20 protein-coding genes and 1 pseudogene are annotated in these 19,177 nt (G+C 38.0%); 2 read left to right on the plus strand and 19 right to left on the minus strand.

What is annotated here, in order from left to right; genetic code table 11:
* Nucleotides 1-2: 2 nt before the first annotated feature.
* From AXA65_RS07290 to AXA65_RS19870, 5 genes are all read right to left on the minus strand, one after another.
* The gene (locus AXA65_RS07290) at nt 3-767 is read right to left on the minus strand and encodes an SDR family NAD(P)-dependent oxidoreductase (RefSeq protein WP_063969466.1); all 765 of its coding nucleotides are present in this window, start codon (nt 765-767) and stop codon (nt 3-5) included.
* 26 nt (nt 768-793) lie between these two features.
* On the minus strand, nt 794-2,434 hold the full coding sequence (locus AXA65_RS07295) for a UxaA family hydrolase (RefSeq protein ID WP_063969467.1): 1,641 nt from the start codon (nt 2,432-2,434) through the stop codon (nt 794-796).
* 18 nt (nt 2,435-2,452) lie between these two features.
* Nucleotides 2,453-3,085, minus strand: a complete 633-nt coding sequence (locus tag AXA65_RS20125; RefSeq protein ID WP_228391637.1) for a hypothetical protein — start codon at nt 3,083-3,085, stop codon at nt 2,453-2,455.
* A 36-nt stretch (nt 3,086-3,121) separates the two neighbouring features.
* Nucleotides 3,122-3,730, minus strand: coding sequence for an MFS transporter (locus AXA65_RS20130; protein WP_228391638.1), 609 nt, complete (start codon nt 3,728-3,730; stop codon nt 3,122-3,124).
* Nucleotides 3,731-4,254: 524 nt separating this feature from the next.
* Nucleotides 4,255-4,392, minus strand: a complete 138-nt coding sequence (locus AXA65_RS19870) for a hypothetical protein (RefSeq protein ID WP_165596577.1) — start codon at nt 4,390-4,392, stop codon at nt 4,255-4,257.
* Nucleotides 4,393-4,822: 430 nt separating this feature from the next.
* Here AXA65_RS19870 and AXA65_RS07305 point away from each other — a divergent pair, with 430 nt between their 5' ends.
* Together AXA65_RS07305 and AXA65_RS07310 are read left to right on the plus strand one after the other, a co-directional pair.
* Nucleotides 4,823-7,648 carry a TonB-dependent receptor gene (locus AXA65_RS07305; protein ID WP_063969468.1) on the plus strand — a complete coding sequence of 942 codons (2,826 nt, stop codon included), beginning with the start codon at nt 4,823-4,825 and terminating at the stop codon, nt 7,646-7,648.
* Nucleotides 7,649-7,670: 22 nt separating this feature from the next.
* Nucleotides 7,671-8,687, plus strand: a complete 1,017-nt coding sequence (locus AXA65_RS07310; RefSeq protein WP_063969469.1) for a phytase — start codon at nt 7,671-7,673, stop codon at nt 8,685-8,687.
* Nucleotides 8,688-8,879: 192 nt separating this feature from the next.
* Here the strand turns inward: AXA65_RS07310 and AXA65_RS07315 are convergent, their stop codons facing one another.
* From AXA65_RS07315 to AXA65_RS07380, 14 genes and pseudogenes are all read right to left on the minus strand, one after another.
* Nucleotides 8,880-9,671, minus strand: a complete 792-nt coding sequence (locus AXA65_RS07315) for a phosphatase PAP2 family protein (protein WP_063969470.1) — start codon at nt 9,669-9,671, stop codon at nt 8,880-8,882.
* Nucleotides 9,672-10,139: a heme-binding domain-containing protein gene (locus AXA65_RS07320; RefSeq protein ID WP_063969471.1), complete on the minus strand. Its 468-nt coding sequence runs from the start codon at nt 10,137-10,139 to the stop codon at nt 9,672-9,674. It lies immediately after the preceding gene.
* Nucleotides 10,140-10,180: 41 nt separating this feature from the next.
* Nucleotides 10,181-11,335: an efflux RND transporter periplasmic adaptor subunit gene (locus tag AXA65_RS07325; RefSeq protein WP_086048110.1), complete on the minus strand. Its 1,155-nt coding sequence runs from the start codon at nt 11,333-11,335 to the stop codon at nt 10,181-10,183.
* Nucleotides 11,336-11,338: 3 nt separating this feature from the next.
* Entirely contained in the window at nt 11,339-12,394 is a 1,056-nt protein-coding gene (locus AXA65_RS20545) for a TolC family protein (protein WP_410492744.1), read from the minus strand.
* 2 nt (nt 12,395-12,396) lie between these two features.
* A pseudogene (locus AXA65_RS20550) lies at nt 12,397-13,248 on the minus strand (efflux RND transporter permease subunit); the annotation flags it as partial.
* 187 nt (nt 13,249-13,435) lie between these two features.
* Nucleotides 13,436-13,663 (minus strand): hypothetical protein, encoded by a 228-nt coding sequence (locus tag AXA65_RS20135; protein WP_228391639.1) that lies wholly within the window; start codon nt 13,661-13,663, stop codon nt 13,436-13,438.
* Nucleotides 13,664-14,155: 492 nt separating this feature from the next.
* Nucleotides 14,156-14,608 (minus strand): DsrE family protein, encoded by a 453-nt coding sequence (locus tag AXA65_RS07345; protein WP_063969476.1) that lies wholly within the window; start codon nt 14,606-14,608, stop codon nt 14,156-14,158.
* A gap of 3 nt (nt 14,609-14,611) precedes the next feature.
* A complete protein-coding gene (locus tag AXA65_RS07350) occupies nt 14,612-15,214 on the minus strand; it encodes a TlpA family protein disulfide reductase (protein ID WP_063969477.1) in 603 nt (200 codons plus the stop codon).
* Between the two features lie 15 nt (nt 15,215-15,229).
* On the minus strand, nt 15,230-15,775 hold the full coding sequence (locus tag AXA65_RS07355; RefSeq protein ID WP_086048111.1) for a TlpA family protein disulfide reductase: 546 nt from the start codon (nt 15,773-15,775) through the stop codon (nt 15,230-15,232).
* Nucleotides 15,776-16,046: 271 nt separating this feature from the next.
* Nucleotides 16,047-16,418 carry a hypothetical protein gene (locus AXA65_RS07360; RefSeq protein ID WP_131797788.1) on the minus strand — a complete coding sequence of 124 codons (372 nt, stop codon included), beginning with the start codon at nt 16,416-16,418 and terminating at the stop codon, nt 16,047-16,049.
* A gap of 96 nt (nt 16,419-16,514) precedes the next feature.
* The gene (locus AXA65_RS07365; protein ID WP_063969480.1) at nt 16,515-17,219 is read right to left on the minus strand and encodes a thioredoxin domain-containing protein; all 705 of its coding nucleotides are present in this window, start codon (nt 17,217-17,219) and stop codon (nt 16,515-16,517) included.
* A 1-nt stretch (nt 17,220) separates the two neighbouring features.
* Nucleotides 17,221-17,517 (minus strand): thioredoxin, encoded by a 297-nt coding sequence (gene trxA, locus AXA65_RS07370; RefSeq protein WP_028123190.1) that lies wholly within the window; start codon nt 17,515-17,517, stop codon nt 17,221-17,223.
* 11 nt (nt 17,518-17,528) lie between these two features.
* A complete protein-coding gene (locus AXA65_RS07375) occupies nt 17,529-17,765 on the minus strand; it encodes a hypothetical protein (RefSeq protein WP_218281637.1) in 237 nt (78 codons plus the stop codon).
* Nucleotide 17,766: 1 nt separating this feature from the next.
* On the minus strand, nt 17,767-19,167 hold the full coding sequence (locus AXA65_RS07380; RefSeq protein WP_063969481.1) for an MBL fold metallo-hydrolase: 1,401 nt from the start codon (nt 19,165-19,167) through the stop codon (nt 17,767-17,769).
* Nucleotides 19,168-19,177 lie beyond the last annotated feature (10 nt).

The raw sequence follows: 19,177 nt of genomic DNA on the forward strand, positions 1-19,177 counted from the left end.
TTTTAATTATTTAAAGTTGTAAAACCACCGTCAATAGGGTAATCTACACCTGTTATGAATGAAGCTTCATCACTGCATAAATACAATGCTAAAGAGGCTACTTCCTCAGGCTGAGCCATTCTTCCGATTGGTTGGGTTTTGGATAATTTTTCAAACATCTCTTCTATGTTGTCCGGATAATTTTTCTGTAAAAATCCATCCACAAAAGGCGTATGTACACGTGCCGGAGAAATGGAATTGCAACGGATATTTTCATTAATATAATCTTTGGCAACACTCATGGTCATTGCTTTCACCGCACCTTTGGCCGTACTGTAGGCAAAACGGTCAGGGATCCCGACCAATGCGGCAATGGAAGCCATATTGATGATCACACCGCCTCCTGATTTTCTAATTTGTGGAATGGCTGCGAACAGACAATTGTAGACTCCTTTAATATTGACATTATAAATTCTGTCGAAATCATCTTCTGAAGTAGTGTCCGCTTTTCCGATGTGCGCAATGCCTGCGTTATTGACAAGAATATTGATCGCCCCAATTTGTGCAAAAACTTCCAAAACATCTTTTTGTTTGGAAACATCACAAGCATACACTGTAGCATTGCCTCCGTACGATCTAATTTTTTCGAGAGTTTGCTGTCCGCTTTGTTCTGTAATTTCGAGAATGTGAACTTCTGCACCATTGGCTGCGAGCTGAACGGCAATGGCTTGTCCAATCCCGCTTCCTCCGCCGGTTACAACGGCTTTTTTACTTTTTAATGAAAACATTTTTATTAATTAAAAGATTAACTTTTTTAAAGACTGACGCCTCTTTTCCAAGGGATAAAATCATCTTGATTCAATGCTACTGCTTTGGGAATGATATTTCCGCTGGCAACGTCGATGCAGAAATCTAAAATATCTTCCCCCATTTCCTGAATGGTTTTTTCGCCACTTACAACCGCACCTGTATCAATATCGATAATATCTGACATTTTTGTTGCTAAAACAGAATTGGTAGCCACTTTGATGACAGGGCAAACCGGATTTCCTGTTGGTGTCCCCAAACCTGTCGTAAAAAGAATCAAAGTTGCTCCGGAAGCTGCCTTTCCAGTGGTAGCTTCCACATCATTTCCCGGTGTGCAGACAAGGCTTAATCCCGGTTTGGTTGCAGGTTCAGTGTAATCCAAAACATCAACAACTGGTGCTGAACCTCCTTTTTTCGCGGCGCCTGCAGATTTGATAGCATCTGTGATCAATCCGTCTTTAATATTTCCCGGTGATGGGTTCATATAAAATCCTGAACCTACTGCGTGGGCAAGTTCATCATATTCTGTCATCAATCTGATGAATTTTTCAGCGGTTGGTTTATCAACGGCACGATCTATTAATTCCTGTTCGACACCACACAATTCAGGGAACTCTGCCAATAAAACTTTAGCTCCCAAAACCGAAAGGATATCAGCAAGATGTCCTACAGCTGGATTGGCAGAAATACCACTGAAAACGTCACTTCCGCCACATTTTACACCGACACAAAGTTTGCTGATTGGGGCATCTTCACGTTCAATTTTATTAATTTCTAAAAGTCCTTTCAGGGTTTCAAAAATGGCATTTTTGATCATTGTTTCCTCACTTACCGCTTTTTGTTGTTCGAAAACAAGCAGAGGTTTATCGAAATCAGGATTTCGATTGTATAAATCCTTTTTAAAATTGTCGATCTGAAGGTGCTGACAACCTAAACTTAACAAAGTGATCCCAGCGACGTTTGGATGGTCGGCATAAGCTGCCAACAGTTTGCTGAGTGTATCAGCATCCTGTCTTGTTCCGCCGCAACCACCTGTATGATTGAGAAATTTGATACCGTCTACATTCTTAAAAACTCGATCTTTTGCAGGAATATTTGACGGTGAAAAATTTAGATCATCAATACTTTCTCCTTTTGAAATGGCTTCCACCAATTGATGGGTGTAATCTTTGTATTTTGCATCAACCGAATATCCTAAGTTGTCATAAAGTGATTCTTTGATAATATCAAGATTACGGTTTTCACAAAAAACTGTCGGAATAAAAAGCCAGTAATTGGCCGTTCCCACATCGCCGTTCGAGCGGTGATAACCTTTAAAGGTCTTGTGTAGAAATCTTGACACATCGGGTTTTGTCCAATGATAGTCAACATCGCGGTAATAGTAAGGTTCAGCAGCGTGTTTGGTGTTGTCTGTAGTCATTCGGGTTCTCGCTGCGAGATCGTACTGCACTTTACCTACCAAAACGCCATACATAAAGATCGCGTCACCTTGCTTCATATCATTAATAAAGAATTTGTGTTTGGCAGGGATGACCTCAAGGGTCGTATAATTGACTCCTTCAAATATAATTTCGGTTTCCGCAGCGATATCCTGCCAAGCGACCAGAACATTATCTTTATGGTTTATTTTTAAAATCAAATTGCTCATTACTTAGATTTGCATTAATTATAATGATGGCTTTTTATTTCTGGATACAAGTGAAAATATAAGCACAATGACAAAACATATCAAGGGAACAACATAAGAGAAATGGATATTCCCCGAAATATCTGTGATCTTACTTGCCAATGGTGGTATGATCGCACCACCAACAATTGACATTATCAATAAACTGGAGGCAGGTTTCGTATCTGATCCTGCACCTTCTATTCCCAAAGCAAAAATAGTTGGGAACATAATTGACATGAAAAATGTAAGCGCGACAAGCGAATACAATGTTGAGACCCCTGACCCTGCAATTACCCAGATACTGAGAACAATACTGATAATGCTATAGATCGTCAATAGTTTTTGTGGCGAAATATATCTCATCAAAAAAGTTCCTGCAAAACGTCCGGTCATAAATAGAAATCCTGCCACACCAGCGTAATATTTTGCTTCCTGACCTTTCATATTGATGGCATCTTCAGCAAAGACCAAGAGAAAACTGAAGATGTATATTTGGGCACCGATATAAAAAAACTGAGCTAGAACGCCCCATCCGACATTTTTCACACCTAAAACCTGTAGGAAATTCTTTGTTGATTTTTCTTTGCTTTCTGTTACTTCCGGTAGTTTTACCAATAAAAATAAAAACATAACCAACAGAATGATCAGTCCCAATATGATGTAAGGTCATTTTACAAGCGAAGTTTCGGCCTGAATGTAAGCTAGTTTTGCTGCCTGGTCAAGTGCTGTAATTTCTTCCTGTGATTTTGGTTCTTCACCCAGAATAAAAATTCCGCCGATAATAGGGGCAACAGAAGCGGCTAAACCATTAAAAGACTGTGCAAAGTTCAATCTTTGTGTTGCTTTTTCAGGCGGCCCCAAGACGGTGATGTAAGGATTTGCTGCTGTTTCCAGAATCGCCAACCCACAAGACAAGACAAAAAGAGCTCCGAGAAAAAACGGGTAACTAATTGTATTGACAGCCGGAACAAACATAAAACAGCCCGCTGCGAAAAAGAACAGACCAACCAGAATTCCGGTTTTGTAGCCATATTTCTGAATGATCAGTCCGGCAGGAATTGCCAGTAAAAAGTAAGCTGCAAAAACAGATGAATCTACGAGCGAAGCTTGAAAATGGTTCAATTGAAAAGCACTTCGCAGGTGTTTGATCAGGATAGGGTCCAGATTATGGATGAATCCCCAGAAGAAGAACAAACTCGTGATAAGAATGAGTGGAAAACTGTAATTCCTCTTTTTCGAAGAAGAAATTGGGTTTTCTGGAGTGGTATTATTCATTGATCTGGTTTGTTTTAAAGATTGTTTCCTCTGAATCAATTTAAAGGTTAATCGATCGCACAAAGTGTTTTTTAAATAAAACTTTTAAGTCTTTAGCCATATTTAAAATTTCCTGCTTTTTAAAATTATATATATTTTCTGAAACATCAGCACAGGACAGTACAAGACAGTTTAGATCGAGCACCACAAAATCTCGGTAGAAGTAAGTATTCATAGGAGCAAAAGATATAATAGACAACTTAAAAATCACCATTCTGATCTTTAATAAGGTATATCGATCTCTGAACTTTGTCAACAAATAGTAATAAAAAAACCTTCAAAAACCAATTAGAAGGGTTTCAGTGAAAAACTAGACCTGATATTTCTTAAGGATAGTAGTTTCCGACACTTTTTTTTAGCCATATCAAGGTTGAAAACTTCTTTTGATGTGCAATTGATTTTTTCTTTAAGGATAACTTTTCCACTCATATCGCTTGATCAGACAATGCATAATTGAACATTTTAAATTCAGCAAACGTAGCTTTTTACGGCGAAGGAGCAGTATCCGCTTTGAACTCAAGTTCGCCAATATTCCCAATGACAAGATCACTAGCATCACCAAGTCCAGTAATAGCCGTCTCATCGCCCTTAGAGATGAGAACGCCATCTGTGTAGATCCTCATTTTATGAGCAACTATATCTCTTATGATGAGAACATTCGCCCATTGATGTGGAAAATATTGCTTGATATTAGAAGTGATCTTTTTTTTAAAGTGGTCCCACCTAGAGTAAATTTGGTTTTAACCATTTTTATTTATTCCAAAGAGGAAACGATACATTCCAATTTTATGGACAGTTAAATGCACAAAAATGTCGAAGACATTAACCTATGAAATCAAAATCGCGCTAATATATTGAAGCTTAAATAGCTAGGCCATTTATACAGTCTCGGTACTGTGAAAATTAAATTTTATTTAATCAATCAATAACATCTTGTTTACAATAACCAGTATTTAAAAGGATTTGTTAAGGGTTTGTTCATTTACTGATAAGGTTGCATTAATCAAGAATGGTCTCGAATCTCATAGTTTTGTTGCTATCTAAAATTTAAAAATGAAAAAAGTATTATGCACGGTCTTACTGTGTGCATCAATGATCATTTTCGCACAGAAAGGCACAGTCTCAGGAAATATCAACGACAACTCTCGGATAGCACTGCCTGGCGCAAAAATCACGTTGAGTCCAGGCAATATTTTTACGGTCTCAGACGAACACGGTAATTTCGTCTTCCTTGATGTTCCTGCAGGAAATTACACCTTGAATGTCGATTATATCGGATATGGTCAAAAAGGTATCCCCATATTGGTAGATTCAGATAGGAACACAAGACAGAATATTGTTTTCACTACAAAGGAAGAGCAGATCTCTGAGGTAAAGATCAAAGGTTTAGCTTTACAAAACCAAGCTCGTGCACTCAATAAGCAAAAAAGCAATGCCAATATTACCAATGTCATTTCAGCGGATCAAATGGGAAAGTTCCCTGATGCCAATATTGGTGACGCTTTGAAAAGAGTTCCAGGAATCACCATGCAGAATGACCAAGGGGAAGCGAGAAATATAATCATTAGAGGCTTGGCTCCCGAACTGAATTCCGTAACCTTAAATGGGAACAGAATTCCGTCTGCTGAAGGAGATAACAGAAATGTGCAGATGGATTTGATTCCCTCAGATATGATCCAGATCGTTGAAGTCAATAAAACATTGACTTCTGATATGGACGCCGACGCGATTGGAGGATCTGTGGACCTCATCACTAGAACCGCATCGGCAAAGGAGAGAATTTCAATTTCTACGGCCTCGGGCTACAATCCAATTCGTTCAAAAGCTTTGTTTGCGGACAGTTTTGTGTACAGCAACAGGTTTGCAGGTGGAAAATTAGGATTGGTCTTAAACGGTTCATACAATAACAATGATTACGGTTCTGATAATGTGGAAGGCGTCTGGACAAAAGATGATGCGGGAAATGTTTATATGGAGGAAATGGACATCCGAAAGTACGATGTAAAACGTGAAAGAAAAAGTATAGGAACTGATCTTGATTTTAAATTTAATGATAAAAATAACATCAGAGTTTCTGCTTTGTACAACTGGAGAGACGATTGGGAAAACAGATACAGATTAAGAATAAAAGATATCGAACCTATTTATTCTGATGCTTCCGAGACCAATATCTCAGGATTCAATGCGGTGCTGAACCGTCAAACAAAAGGTGGGATCAATAATAAGCTAAATGATTCAAGACGTCTGGAAAGACAGATCATGCAGAATTATTCGATACTCGGAAATCACGTTATCGGTAGTAAACTGGAGATGGATTGGGGCGCCTCTTACTCAAAGGCTGAGGAACAGAGACCCGACGAAAGATATTTGACCTACGAAGCTGAAACTGCAGATAACGGTGATGACATCGGACTGTCAAGTAATTTTTCAACCAAAAAGCCAATGTTCACATTACAGAATCAGGTTGGTCTCAATCAGTATGCTTTTGATGAGTTGAGCCAGCAAAACGGACTTACTTATGAAGAGGAGATCACGGGCAGATTGAATTTCAGAGTTCCGTTTTCTATCATTGAAAATCAAAAAGGCCGTTTGAGATTTGGTGGAAAGGCCAGATTGAAATTCAAAAAACGTGAAAATGATTTCTTTTCCTACGAACCTACCGGAAATTTCATGGATAATCTAGGGCAGACCGGTCTTGTGAATTGGAATGGACGTTTCAATCCAAATTCAGCTTATGCTCCCGGACTTTTTGCAAGCAACACTTATTTAGGAAATCTAAATTTAAACGCTCCATCTTACGAGCAGTCAAGTGAGCCTTCAGAATTTCTTTCGTCAAATTATTCGGCGAACGAAAAGATTTACGCGGGTTATCTGAGGTGGGACCAGAACTTTACTGATCAACTTTCCATGATCATCGGAGTTAGAGTTGAAAATACCCAGATCGACTACACTGGAAATGTGGTTGAGGACGAAGAGAATCTTACAGGAAGCAGAAGTATCGAAAGCCAATACACCAACTGGTTGCCGAGCATTGCTTTCAAATACGCTCCTGATAGGGATCTGGTACTGAGGGTTGCATACTCCACCGCCTTGGCAAGACCTAGTTATTTCAAAATATCGCCTTATGTCAATATCTTGCCGAATGACAGAGTGGTCTCTGCTGGAAATCCTGATTTGAAGGCTTCTTACGCCCATAATTATGATGTGATGGGAGAATATTATTTTAAATCTGTCGGGATCTTGTCTTTGGGAGGTTTCTATAAGAAGATCAACAATTTCATCTACGATTACAGAGATCAAAGTTTCAACAGAGAAAAATTTGCACAGATGTTTCCAGATATCTCGAATACTTTAGAAGGCGGTCAGAACTACACGTTGGTATTGCCACAGAACGGTGAGTCTGTCCAGGTCTACGGTTTTGAGGCGGCGGTGCAGAGGCAGCTTGATTTTCTTCCTGGCTTTCTTTCGCATTTTGGCGTCTATCTAAACTACACCTACACAAAATCCAAGGCAAAAGGTGTATATAATGCGGACGGAGATCTGAGGACAAATGTGATGTTGCCGGGAACGGCGCCTCATATGTTCAACTCATCTTTATCATGGGAGAGCAAAAAATTCACTGCTAGACTGTCATTGAATCACGCCGCGGCCTATCTTGATGAGTTTGGTTCCACGGATTTTGATGACCGCTACTATGACAAACAGACTTTTGTGGACGCCAATGTTTCTTACGCACTTACAAGCTTCATGAGAGTTTTTGCAGAGGCCAATAACTTGACCAACCAGCCGTTACGTTACTATCAGGGTGAAAAAAACAGAACCATGCAGATGGAATATTATATGCCGAGATATACGCTGGGATTAAAATTTGATTTTTAAGAAAATGAATAAAAGAATATATATGAAAAGAAGTTTTGTTGTGCTTGGAATGTTGACGTTGTTGACATCTTGCTCAGTATTGAAAAAGAACAAAAATGCTTTAAAACCCGACATCATTACAGAAAAAGTGATGTTCGATACTGATGATCCAGCAATATGGATAAATCCTGATGATGCCTCAAAAAGCATTATTGTGGGAACAGATAAGCTGACTGATGGGGGATTATATGCATTTGATCTTGAAGGGAAAATTATCAATAAAGTAACAGGACTTGGTCGTCCAAATAATGTTGATATTGGTTATGGACTTTCTTTGAATGGCAAATTAGTGGATTTTGCTGCAGTTACTGAAAGAGACACCGATAAAGTAAGAATTTATTCATTACCGGAATTAAAAGAAATTGGTGAATTTTCAGTATTCGATGGTGAAGAGCTCCGTTCACCGATGGGAATATCCGTATACAAAGACCCTGAATCGAAAGACATCTATGTGATCGTAGGAAGGAAGACAGGGCCGAGTGATCAATACTTGTGGCAGTACAGGCTTTCTGATGACCAAGGCAAGATAAAAGCTGATGTCGTGAGAAAATTAGGCCAGTTCAGCGGACTGAAAGAGATAGAAAGCATCGCTGTTGATGCAGAATTGGGATTCATCTACTATTCTGATGAGATGTTTGGCGTACACGTCTATCATGCTGACCCGGCAAAAGGAGATGAAGAAATTTTGTTATTTGGCCAAGGCGACTTCAAGAGAGATATCGAGGGAATCTCGATCTATCCGACAGGAAAAGGTAAAGGCTATATCTTAATTTCCAATCAGCAGGCAGATACCTTCAATGTCTACCTGAGAGAAGATCCTGCAAAAGGAAAGATCGCAGAAGTACCATTCTCTACAAGCGAAAGTGACGGATCTGAAGTTACAGCGATCCCTTTAGGTGATCGTTTTCCTAAAGGCGTTCTTGTGGCCATGAGCAATGGAAAAGTATTTCATTACTACGATTGGCGCAAGATCGAAGAGCAAATCACAAAGGCGAGATAGTTAGCAATTTATCATTTGCAGACCAAGGTCATTTATAAATGAGGTCATATTATTGACAAAATACACGACAGTACATATCCGAATATTAAAATTAACATCGAACACTTGAGTAATGGCAAGACCTTATTGTTGATCAGCTTTATTGATATAGCTGTTGGTTAATGCTTCTAGATTTATTCTAATACTACACCATCATAGATTCAAAACCAAACCCAGACCGGCAGACTTCGATTGAATGACCGGATAGATGAAGGTGACGCCTTTCGATTCGTTATTTTTGAAGATCTTATTGACAATGGGGAATATCCAATAGGCAATCTCGGTGCTCAGGATACCAAATCCAGCACCTGCAACCACATCGCCTACCCAATGTTTATCATTTAATGTCCTGTAAACACCTGTAAAAATTGCAATCGGATATCCTGAAAGGGCAATCCAAATATTCTCATCCTGATATTCTCTGAAGAGAAAATGGGCGGAAGAAAAAGCAGTCGCTGTATGGCCGGAAGGAAAAGAAAGATGATTGGTACCATCCGGACGTTCCTCTTTTACAAGATGCTTTAAAGGCAAAACAAATGCAGCTGAAATCAGCTGAGAGGTTCCGTAGATAATAGTTCGCTCCTTAAGATCATGCTTTCCTTTTATGCCTGCAAGATGATAACCGTAGACCATTGCTGCAGGCAAATATTGGGTGTAGTTATCAAGCGTGATATGCTTAGGTTGATGTTCTCCGATCTCATACTTTGTGGAACTGTTTAGATTTTTGAGCGCATCAGAACTTAGGCTGACCACTCCGAAGCCAATAAACACTGTTGGAATAATGAGTTTTTTGTAGCTTGGTCTGTACACTGAATCACCGTAATTTTCTACATCGAGTTTTTTCAGTTCGGCTGAATCAGATTTAACCTGTCCAAAACAAATATTTGAACAGGTTAAACCAATGATTATTAATATTTTCTTAGTTTTGAAGCTAAATCTGATCATCTACTTGATCCCCTTTTTTGTTTCATTTACCCATTTTTCTATTTCAGCCCGATCAGAAGCAGATAATTTTGCATCCTGATGAATAACCGTGTAAGAAGCAAGCGGCATTTCGCCTTCTTTGACGGTTTCTACGATCTCATCCAGTTTTTCAAGCTTTTTTTCACGGGTGTAAGAATTGAATTCATCGAAATTAAGATGTCTTTTACCCGAATTGACGTGATCAGCCAACCACCATTTCACAGGCTGCAACTTGCTGTAAAAAGGATAAATAGTGTTGTTGGAATGGCAGTCATAACAACTGGTTTTCAAAATAGATTTTACTTTTGGAGGTACATTGTAATGATTTCCGATTGCATTGGCAGATTGATCTTGGCTGATATTTTTCTGGACATCAATAAACTGAATGCCGATAAAAAGCAGCAGTAACACAGTTAATATATTTTTTATGGTGAAAAATGATTTATTCATTATTTTAGGTTTTAGAATTTATTTTAATTATTTAGGCGGAATTATTCCTCTTCACTCGCTGTATTTTTAAGCTTCATCAAAAGCGTGTACGCATTTTTAGTTACGATTTTTCTATTCTTGAAATCTTCAATATTTTTGATTTGAATGAAACCGTTTTCAGCTTCTCCCAGCGTTACCGGAATCATTCTATAAGTTTGCTTTTTTTCCTGAACAAAAACATAATCTTTACCTTCAAAATTTACGATACTTTCGTCTGGTAGTGAGTTGGAAAAGGATGTTTCAGTTTCTACTTCGGCGTTCATATACATCCCGGGAGTCAGGTTCTGGTCATACTGCTCAAAATGACAATGGACGTCTGCCGTTCCGTCTGCATTGATATCTTTGCTGATCAGGATAATTTCTCCGCCATATTTTTTCTCCGGCTGCGTGTTGGTATAAGCTGTAAATTTTTGCCCTATTTTCAGCATTTGGAGGTCTTTTTCATAGACTTTCAGGTTCAGGTGAATGTTATTGGGGTTGATGAGTTCAAACAAAACATCAGAAGGATTCACAAACTTTCCGATATTCACATTCACTTTGCTCACAAAACCGTTAATCGTGCTGTAAACCAGAACACTTTTTCTGATATTTCCCGAAGTGAGACTTCCCGCATTGATGTTCACGAGCCGAAGCTGTTCCGCCAAAGTATTCATCATAATTCTCTGGCTGTTCATCTCAGACTGCGCCATCTGCATTACTTTATCACTGCTTGCCTGGCTTTGGTTCAACTTTTTTTGTCTGTTGTAATCCAGTTCTGCGAAATGAAGCTTCGATTTTGCCATCAGATAATCCTGCTGAAGCTGTATAAACTGAGGATTTTCTATCACGGCAATCACCTGTCCTTTGCTTACCCGCATTCCCGGAAGGAGATTGGTATTTTTCAGATAACCGCCCAAAGGCACACTTACCGAAACCAAATTCTGAGGTGGAACATCTATTTTTCCATTGATCTTGAGCACCGTAGAAATGTTTTTCTCAGATAATGGCATTGTTTCGATGGTCGTATTTTTAAGCTGAGCATCGGTCAATTTAACCGTAGTTTCATCTTTAGGAGCTGTTGGCTTTACAACAGTTTCTTCTTTTTGATTACACTGAACCGCAAAAAAGAGGACAAGCATTAATAAAACCGAATATTTATTTTGAATTGATTTTGACATAATTTATTGATTTAAAGTGATATATTCCAGCTCAACAATGCTTTCATTAAGATTCCAAACGGCATCTGTATAATTATTTTTGATGCTGATCGCCTGGTTGGCAAGCATTACAAATTCCAGATAATTAATTTCTCCGTTGATGAACTGTTTTTGAGCGGTTTCAAGAATCGTGTCAGCATTTTTCAGTTCATATTTCTCGTACTGAGAAACTATATCCAGGTTTTTCTGCTGAATTTCTGATAGTTTTTTATATTGGTTTTTTAACGTAAACTCCGCATTCTGCAAATCATTTTCGGTCACAGATTCTGCAATTTTTGAAGCTTCAATCCTTGCTTTTTGTCCCCCAGAAAATATCGGAACCGAAACGCCAACCTGAACCGAATGAAACTGTGGTGAAGCATTGTACACTTTGTCATCTGCACCCATCCCACGGAAACTGTTGAGATTATAGGCGAATTGCAAACCCGGCAATAATTTGGATTTTTCCAAAGCAGTTTGCTGTGCTGCAATGGTTTTTTGCTGTTCCAATATTTTTAACGAAGGATTTGTGGAAACATCATTTTGAAGATTTGAAAGAGAAAAAATACGCTCTCCATCGGGAATAAATTCTGTTTCTGAATTCAAAAGCCATTGCAATTGCAGCTGTAAAGTTCTGAGTTCCTGTTTCACCTGTTTGATCTGGATTTCAATAGCTGATTTTTGATTGGCAGCAGTTGCTTTTTCCAGAATATTGCTCTCGCCACTTTTCAATCTTAAAGTTGCCTTGTCCAGAAATTGAGCATAAAAATCCAATGATTCATTCAGGATTTTGTCCTTTTCCTGCCAATACAGAATGTTGTAGAATGTCAGTGTCACGCCTTTTTTCAGCTGATATTCTTTCAATGAAATATTCAGCTCGCTTTTTTTCCATTCTTCTGTGTACAGATTTTTCTGTTTTTTGTAAACGGTGGGAAATGCAATGCTCTGGGAAACTCCGAATTTCATATCACGATAAGCGCTGTTGATTTGCCCATAGTCCGCAGAAATTCCTGTCTGAGGAATGTCAGAAGACGTCTTGATATGTCATTGTAAGTCATTGCCCCAAATCTTGTCGCATAACCGTACCGCACCTCTGCAATATCTCTTATAAACAAAGGAACATCATTGTTTTTGGTGGCGATAGCAATGTTTTTGATATCATCCAGATTTCCAACCAATCCTTCGCTTCGGATGTATAAAACAGTCGGCCCTTTTTCGATATAAGAACCGCCTGTATTCTGATTATTGGTTTTCAACGCATCGAAAACATCTGTAATGGTAATTCCATAAGCATTCAGTTTATCCGAGTTGACTGAAATTTCATATTGTTTCAGTTTACCACCGAAGCTACTGACTTCCGCAACGCCTTTTACACCAAGCAATTGTCTTCTGACAATCCAGTCCTGAAGCGTTCTGAGTTCTGTAATATCGTATTTGCTTTCGTATCCTTTTTTCGGACGGACAACATATTGATAAATTTCACCAAGTCCTGTTGAAATAGGTCCTAAAGCTGGTGTTCCTACATCCTGTGGAATCTGATTCTGAACCTGCTGAAGTCTTTTTGCAACCTGTTGTCTCGCCCAGTAGATATCAGTATCGTCATCAAAAACAATGGTCACCAGTGAAAGCCCGAACCTTGAAAAACTGCGGATCTCTTTCAGTCCTGAAATATTACTGTTGGCCTGTTCTATTGGGAAAGTGACCAATCTCTCTATATCTGTCGCCCCAAATGATGGCGCCGTTGTGATCACCTGAACCTGATTATTGGTAATATCAGGAACGGCATCTATTGGCAATTGGGTCACCTGATAGGATCCTACGCCTATCAACCCGAATACCAATAATGCTATAATGAGTTTATTCTTCACAGAAAACTCAATGATTTTTGTAAGCATAATTAATTCTGTTAAATCTTAATTTTAAACAAATGGTATTTGCTCTTCGATCCTATCAACAATGTTCATTAAAACCTCTACGCTTACAAGTAAGTGCAGAAACGATTTTTGTTTTGATTTTAAACAATAGAATCAAAGTAGAGCTCAACACAGGATGTGTGTTGAAACATAAAAAAAAGGTTAATTGTCAGCTTTTAGGAGGCTGCCAGATAGAATTTACAACGTCTTTGTAATAGAATAGACGGTCATAGGAGAAGATGCTCTCATGATCATCTGATGGTATTTCCTTTTTAATTTCAACTTTGAAATCAGAAATTATGGTAAATACAAGAATGAGCGGAAATGAGTGGACTACGAAAGGTAATTTTTGATCTGTCTGGTAGTCTGCATCTTTCACAGGGTGATCATAATGCATTTTAAGGAAAGAAATCAGTGTCATCTCAGGATTATCTGCACTATGCTCAATAAAATGCTCTATCAGTGTCGGGATTTTTAATAGCTGATACAGTTCAGTTGTCGAAACCAAATAAAAAGAAAGTAACAGTATGGAAATCCATTTTTTCACATATTAAAATTAAGAAATATTACGTTAAGAATGATTATAAATATACCTCTAATTCAAACATATAAACACCAATATCAATCAACTAAAATTAATGAAAACACTGTGTTTACATATCAGGTTAGATGAAATAATATGGATGGTTATACATTATTAGAGCTTAGACATGACCTGCTTCCTTATGGTGTCTGAAAAAAGAGGACTTTGATGATTTTAAAAACAACCTGAATTCCGGCGTACACACCAGACTTTTTTTTTAGCCTTTTTAATTGTCATAACAAAGTCCCGGCTACGGTTCCAGATAACCCTGAACACCGTTGATCAATCTTATTAATAATTTTATTTTTAAGGTTTAATAATTGCCCAGCCTTCATCGTGTCTCAGAATCATTTCTCCATTTCCGCTGGATGTATAATTCACAAATTCGAAAAGTTCCGATTGGTCTATCTGCTTTTCCCGAAGCGTATTTTCACACTGGACCATCGTAACACCTTTATTTTTAAGGTCTATCAAAAGAGATCCATATGGATTCTTTTTTCTGTACATTTCTACGCCCCCACCGAAAGCCAGCAATTCCACTTTCAGTTTTCCCTTAAGTCTTGGGTCTTCCAATGCATTATTGATATTTCTAATAATTGCCCTGATCTTATTTTCATCAGATTCATTGATCACATACAATACTTTATACTCTTTTTTGCTCAATTTTGCAGGTTGATAAACAGAGGAAGATTCTTGGGCGAAAGTTTTCAATGCCATCAGCATTGTTGACAAAATAAATATTCTTATTAAATTTTTCATTTTTTATTCTTTTAGAAGTTGATTGATTTCGTCGTAAAACGAATCTTTGCTGTAATCTGCCATTCCGGCGTGATGCATCCTCACTTTTCCAGCTTTATCTAAAACTACCGTAGTTGGGAGTGAACCGCTGAAATATTCATTAGGAATATTCCCATTGGGAATTAAAAACGGAACGTTGAACTTTTCTTTTTCGAGGTACGTTTTTCCTGATGCCACTTCATCATCAAGATTTACAGTGAGGAAAACCAAATCTTTATTTGAATTGTACTTATCATAAAATTTCTGAATTGAAGGAAATTCTGCCCGACACGGTGGACACCACGATGCCCAGAAGTTAATAAAAACCACCTTTCCTTTCAGTTCGGAGGTATTGATAATTTTTCCGCTTTCATCTTGTACACTAAAGTTTTGAGATATACTTGCAATATTTTCGGTCGCAAGCTGTTCGGCAGGTTTTTCTTTGATTTTCGAATTAAGCAGACCTGTCGAAATAATTTGTCGCATCAACCACGCTTTTGCATCAGGGCTTAACAATAAAACCACAAATGCCGTGAACAGAAGCGTCGTGCTCCAGTTCTTCCTAAGCCATATTTTAAATTTTTCCATTGTTTAGTTTTTAAATTATTTTTCAGTTAAGGTTTTTAAAGCTTCGTAAATTTCAGGCTGGTCAAAATCTCTGCCACCTTGAATTTGCGCCTCAAGTTCGCCATCCTTATTAAAGATCAATGTCGTAGGAATAGCACCCTGAAAATACTTTGAGGGAATGGTGTTCCCTGCTACATAGACGGGCAGATCAAAGTTTTTATCTTTCATAAATTTCTTGGATTTCGCAAGATTGGCTTCCACATTTAGAAGCACAAAGACGATGTTGTCATTTCCTTTAAATTTGTTTTTGAGATTACTGATGGTCGGCATTTCTTCCACACAAGGTCTGCACCAAGTTGCCCAGAAATTCACAAAAACCACCTTTCCTTTCAGTTCGCTCAATACCACTTTTTTTCCGTTTTCGTCAATCAGAATGAGGTCTTCATTATCCTTTGTTTTTTCAGGATAAACCAAAATTTTATCTTCATTAAGAAAAGAAATCGGTCTTGCGTTGAGTTCAAAAGAAATCAATGCCATAATCAGGATAAAAATATTTGTTTTCGTTTTTAAAACTGTATTCATTTTGTTATTTTTTTGAGGTTTGTATTTTTCCTTCTTCTATTTCTTCGGAAGGTCTTTCAAGAATTTTATCTTTGGGAGAAAAAGCATCGAACACTCATTCATCTGAAAAAAAGGACAGGGGTGTTGTGCTGTCAGTCCCAAGAAAAGGACTGAAAGACTTTTTCTTATCATTTTTTAGAAATTAATAGCTAACCAAAAATTTTCCGGTTAGGATTTAAAAAAATAAAATCATTTACATCTGCTATTGCTAACAGATTGAATCAATTTTAAATCAAATGATAAGTTTGCGGTATTGTATAAAGATGGGAACAGCATTCCCTATTTTGGAAGAGCTGTAGACAGGATGTTTCGGAATACTGACAAAAAGAAAAGCGCCTGCAAAAAGAATAAATGTAAATGCAGCAATCTCGTGAAAATCCGAAACGGCAAATTGGGTATCGTTTTTTGCCGTCATTTCATTTTCCTTACAGAAATTACATTGCGAAACAGAAGTTGTGGTGGTGAATCTGTCTTTTGGAACCGAAGAATGACTTTGACTTTTAGAAGTCGGAGATACATTGAGCAGGTTTTTGATACCATACTTTACGGCACACGAAGAAATCAAAATGCATACAATGAAAAACATTCCGATGATGCTTCTCATTGTATGATTGATATGTAACTTCCTGGAGGTCATTGAGACAAAAGTAGAGGTTTATATAGTTATCTCAAAAATATTAACAGACTTTATAAAATAGTTTTATTTGGAAATTTGTTTTCTAACTTTCTCTTCCGTTACAAAACCAAGGTTTTCCCAGACTATCTTGTTATTGTTGTACAGTTTCAAAACCGGGAGTGCAGAAACATTCAGCTCTTTGCAAAGTTCTGTGTTTTCATCCACATTGATTCTGATTATTTTCAATTTATCCGGCATTTCCGAAGCCATTTTTTTTAAATATGGTTCCATTTTTTTGCACGGTGCGCACCATTCTGCATAGAAATCTACTAAAACAGGTGTATTACTTTTCAGCATTTCGTTGTACTGGGCAAGACTCATTCCGGCTGAAGTGGAGGCTTTGATTTCGGGAAGACTGGCATTTCTCCATTTCATCATTCCACCATTCATTTCATAGACATTTTTAAAGCCCATTTCTGTGAGTTTTTCAGCGGCAGCAGAACTTCTCGGTCCGCTCATACAGTACACGAATACAGGTTTATCTTTATCTAAAGCTTTTGCTTTTTCAGCAAAATCTCCGGCAGTCCAATCAATGTTCATTGCATTTTTGAGATGTCCGTTACGGAATTCTCCCGACGTTCTCACATCGACCAATTGTGCATCTTTGGTCTGATCTAATTTTTGAGAAAATTCTGTTGCAGTAAGACTACTTCCTTTTTTATTGTTTTGTGCTTTTCCACATCCTGTGAGTACGATGAGAAAAAATGCAACAATTAGGTTTTTATACATTTTAGCTGTTTTGCTTTATTAATCTCTCCAATTCATCTGCCTGAAAGACACCGGACTGTTTCCATTTAACTTCACCTGCTTTAAAAATCATCAAGGTAGGCACACTACGGATTCCGAACTGAGCTGCAACCGCCTGATTTTTATCAATATCAATTTTGACGATATTGGCAGAGTCTCCTATTTTCTTTTTTAGATCCTGAAGAATAGGAGCCTGCATTTTACACGGACCACACCATTCTGCAAAAAAGTCTACTAAAACAGGCTTATCCTGATTGATAAGTTCTTGAAATTTATTCATTTTTTCAGATTTTATTTGATTTCTTCATATTCGACCTCGTCCTTATTATTTTTTGAATTTCTTGTCGGGACAGAACAGTTTCCTGTAGCACAACAGCCGATATTCAATAAAGGCATTGCTACAAAAACTGCTCCAACGAAGACCAACAGCCACATTCCTGATTTCACGGCTTCTACCACCAGGAATATTCCCATTGCCAAGCGCAGTATTCGAACAAAGTTCCAATTTTTAAATATATTCTGCATCATTTTAAACATTTTTATTTGTAACAGGATTTTCCATTTCTTTCCATTCTTTCATTCCTCCTGCATAATTTTTAACATTGGTAAAACCGTTCTTTCTGAGAATAGAATAAGCAATTGTAGCTCTATCACCGCTCTGGCAGTGTATAACGACTGGCTTATCCTTATTCATTTTGTAAAGATTGTCAGGAAGCGTACCTACGAAAATATTTTCGGCTCCTTTAATGTGACCTTCGTCAAATTCTGTTTTGCCTCGCACATCTACAATCTGTATATGATCTTTATTCAAATATGATTTGAATTCTGAAATATCAATCACATCAGCCTTGTGAAGTTCTAATTCCAGATGATCGATATCATCAATGTAGCCCATCATATGATCCATTCCGATTCTCATAAGCTTTCGGGTAAGATCTTCCATCTGATGGTCCTGAGCGACCAAAATAAAGGGTTCTGAATAATCGATCAACCATCCCATCCACGTAGAAAAGGAATTATTATCTTGAATATTGATACTTGCGGGAATAAAACCTATGGCAAAATCGACCTTATTTCGGGTATCAATTATTTTTACTCCGTCATGGTAAGCATTCAAAAACTCCTTCTTGGAAAGTTTCTTCTGCTTTGGAACTTCTGGTAACAAAGGTCTTTCTAATTTATTGAGCTTCTTCATCATTGCAAAATATTTCGGTGGTTCCGGCTGACCTTCCAATAAATAGTTGACAAAACCTTCTTCGTTATCTTCATATTGAAATGCCCAGTTGCGGATCTTCTCATAACCGACGGTAGAACTAGGTACCGCTCCCAAAGATTTTCCACAAGCAGAACCGGCTCCATGTCCTGGCCAAACCTGAATAAATTCAGGCAACTTGCTGAAATCCTGCACGGAATGGTACATCTCTTTAGCTCCTTTTTCCTGAGTTCCGACAATTCCGGCTGCTTTTTCCAGCAGATCAGGTCTTCCGATGTCGCCTACGAAAACGAAATCTCCTGTGAAAATCATTACCGGTTCATCCGCCGCAGGATGATCTGTAAGAAGAAAGCTAATGCTTTCCGGTGTATGCCCGGGTGTGTGAATGACTTTTAGTGTAAGATTTCCTACTTTAATTGTATCCCCGTTTTTCAGACCTACGTGAGGAAACTCATATTGCCAATCTTTACCACCTTCATCAGAAAGGTATAATTCTGCACCTGTAACTTCCGCCAGCTCACGAGAACCAGACAGAAAATCTGCATGAATATGCGTTTCTGCGATATGCGTAATTTTGAGATTATTTTCTTCTGCCACCTGAAGATACGTATCAATATCCCTTTTGGCATCAATAACAATTGCCTCTCCTTTGGCCTGACAACCGATAAGATAACTACTCTGTGCTAAACTTTTATCGTAAATGTGTTGAAAAAACATAATTTTACTT

Source organism: Chryseobacterium sp. FP211-J200 (assembly GCF_001643375.1).
GTDB lineage: Bacteria > Bacteroidota > Bacteroidia > Flavobacteriales > Weeksellaceae > Epilithonimonas > Epilithonimonas ginsengisoli.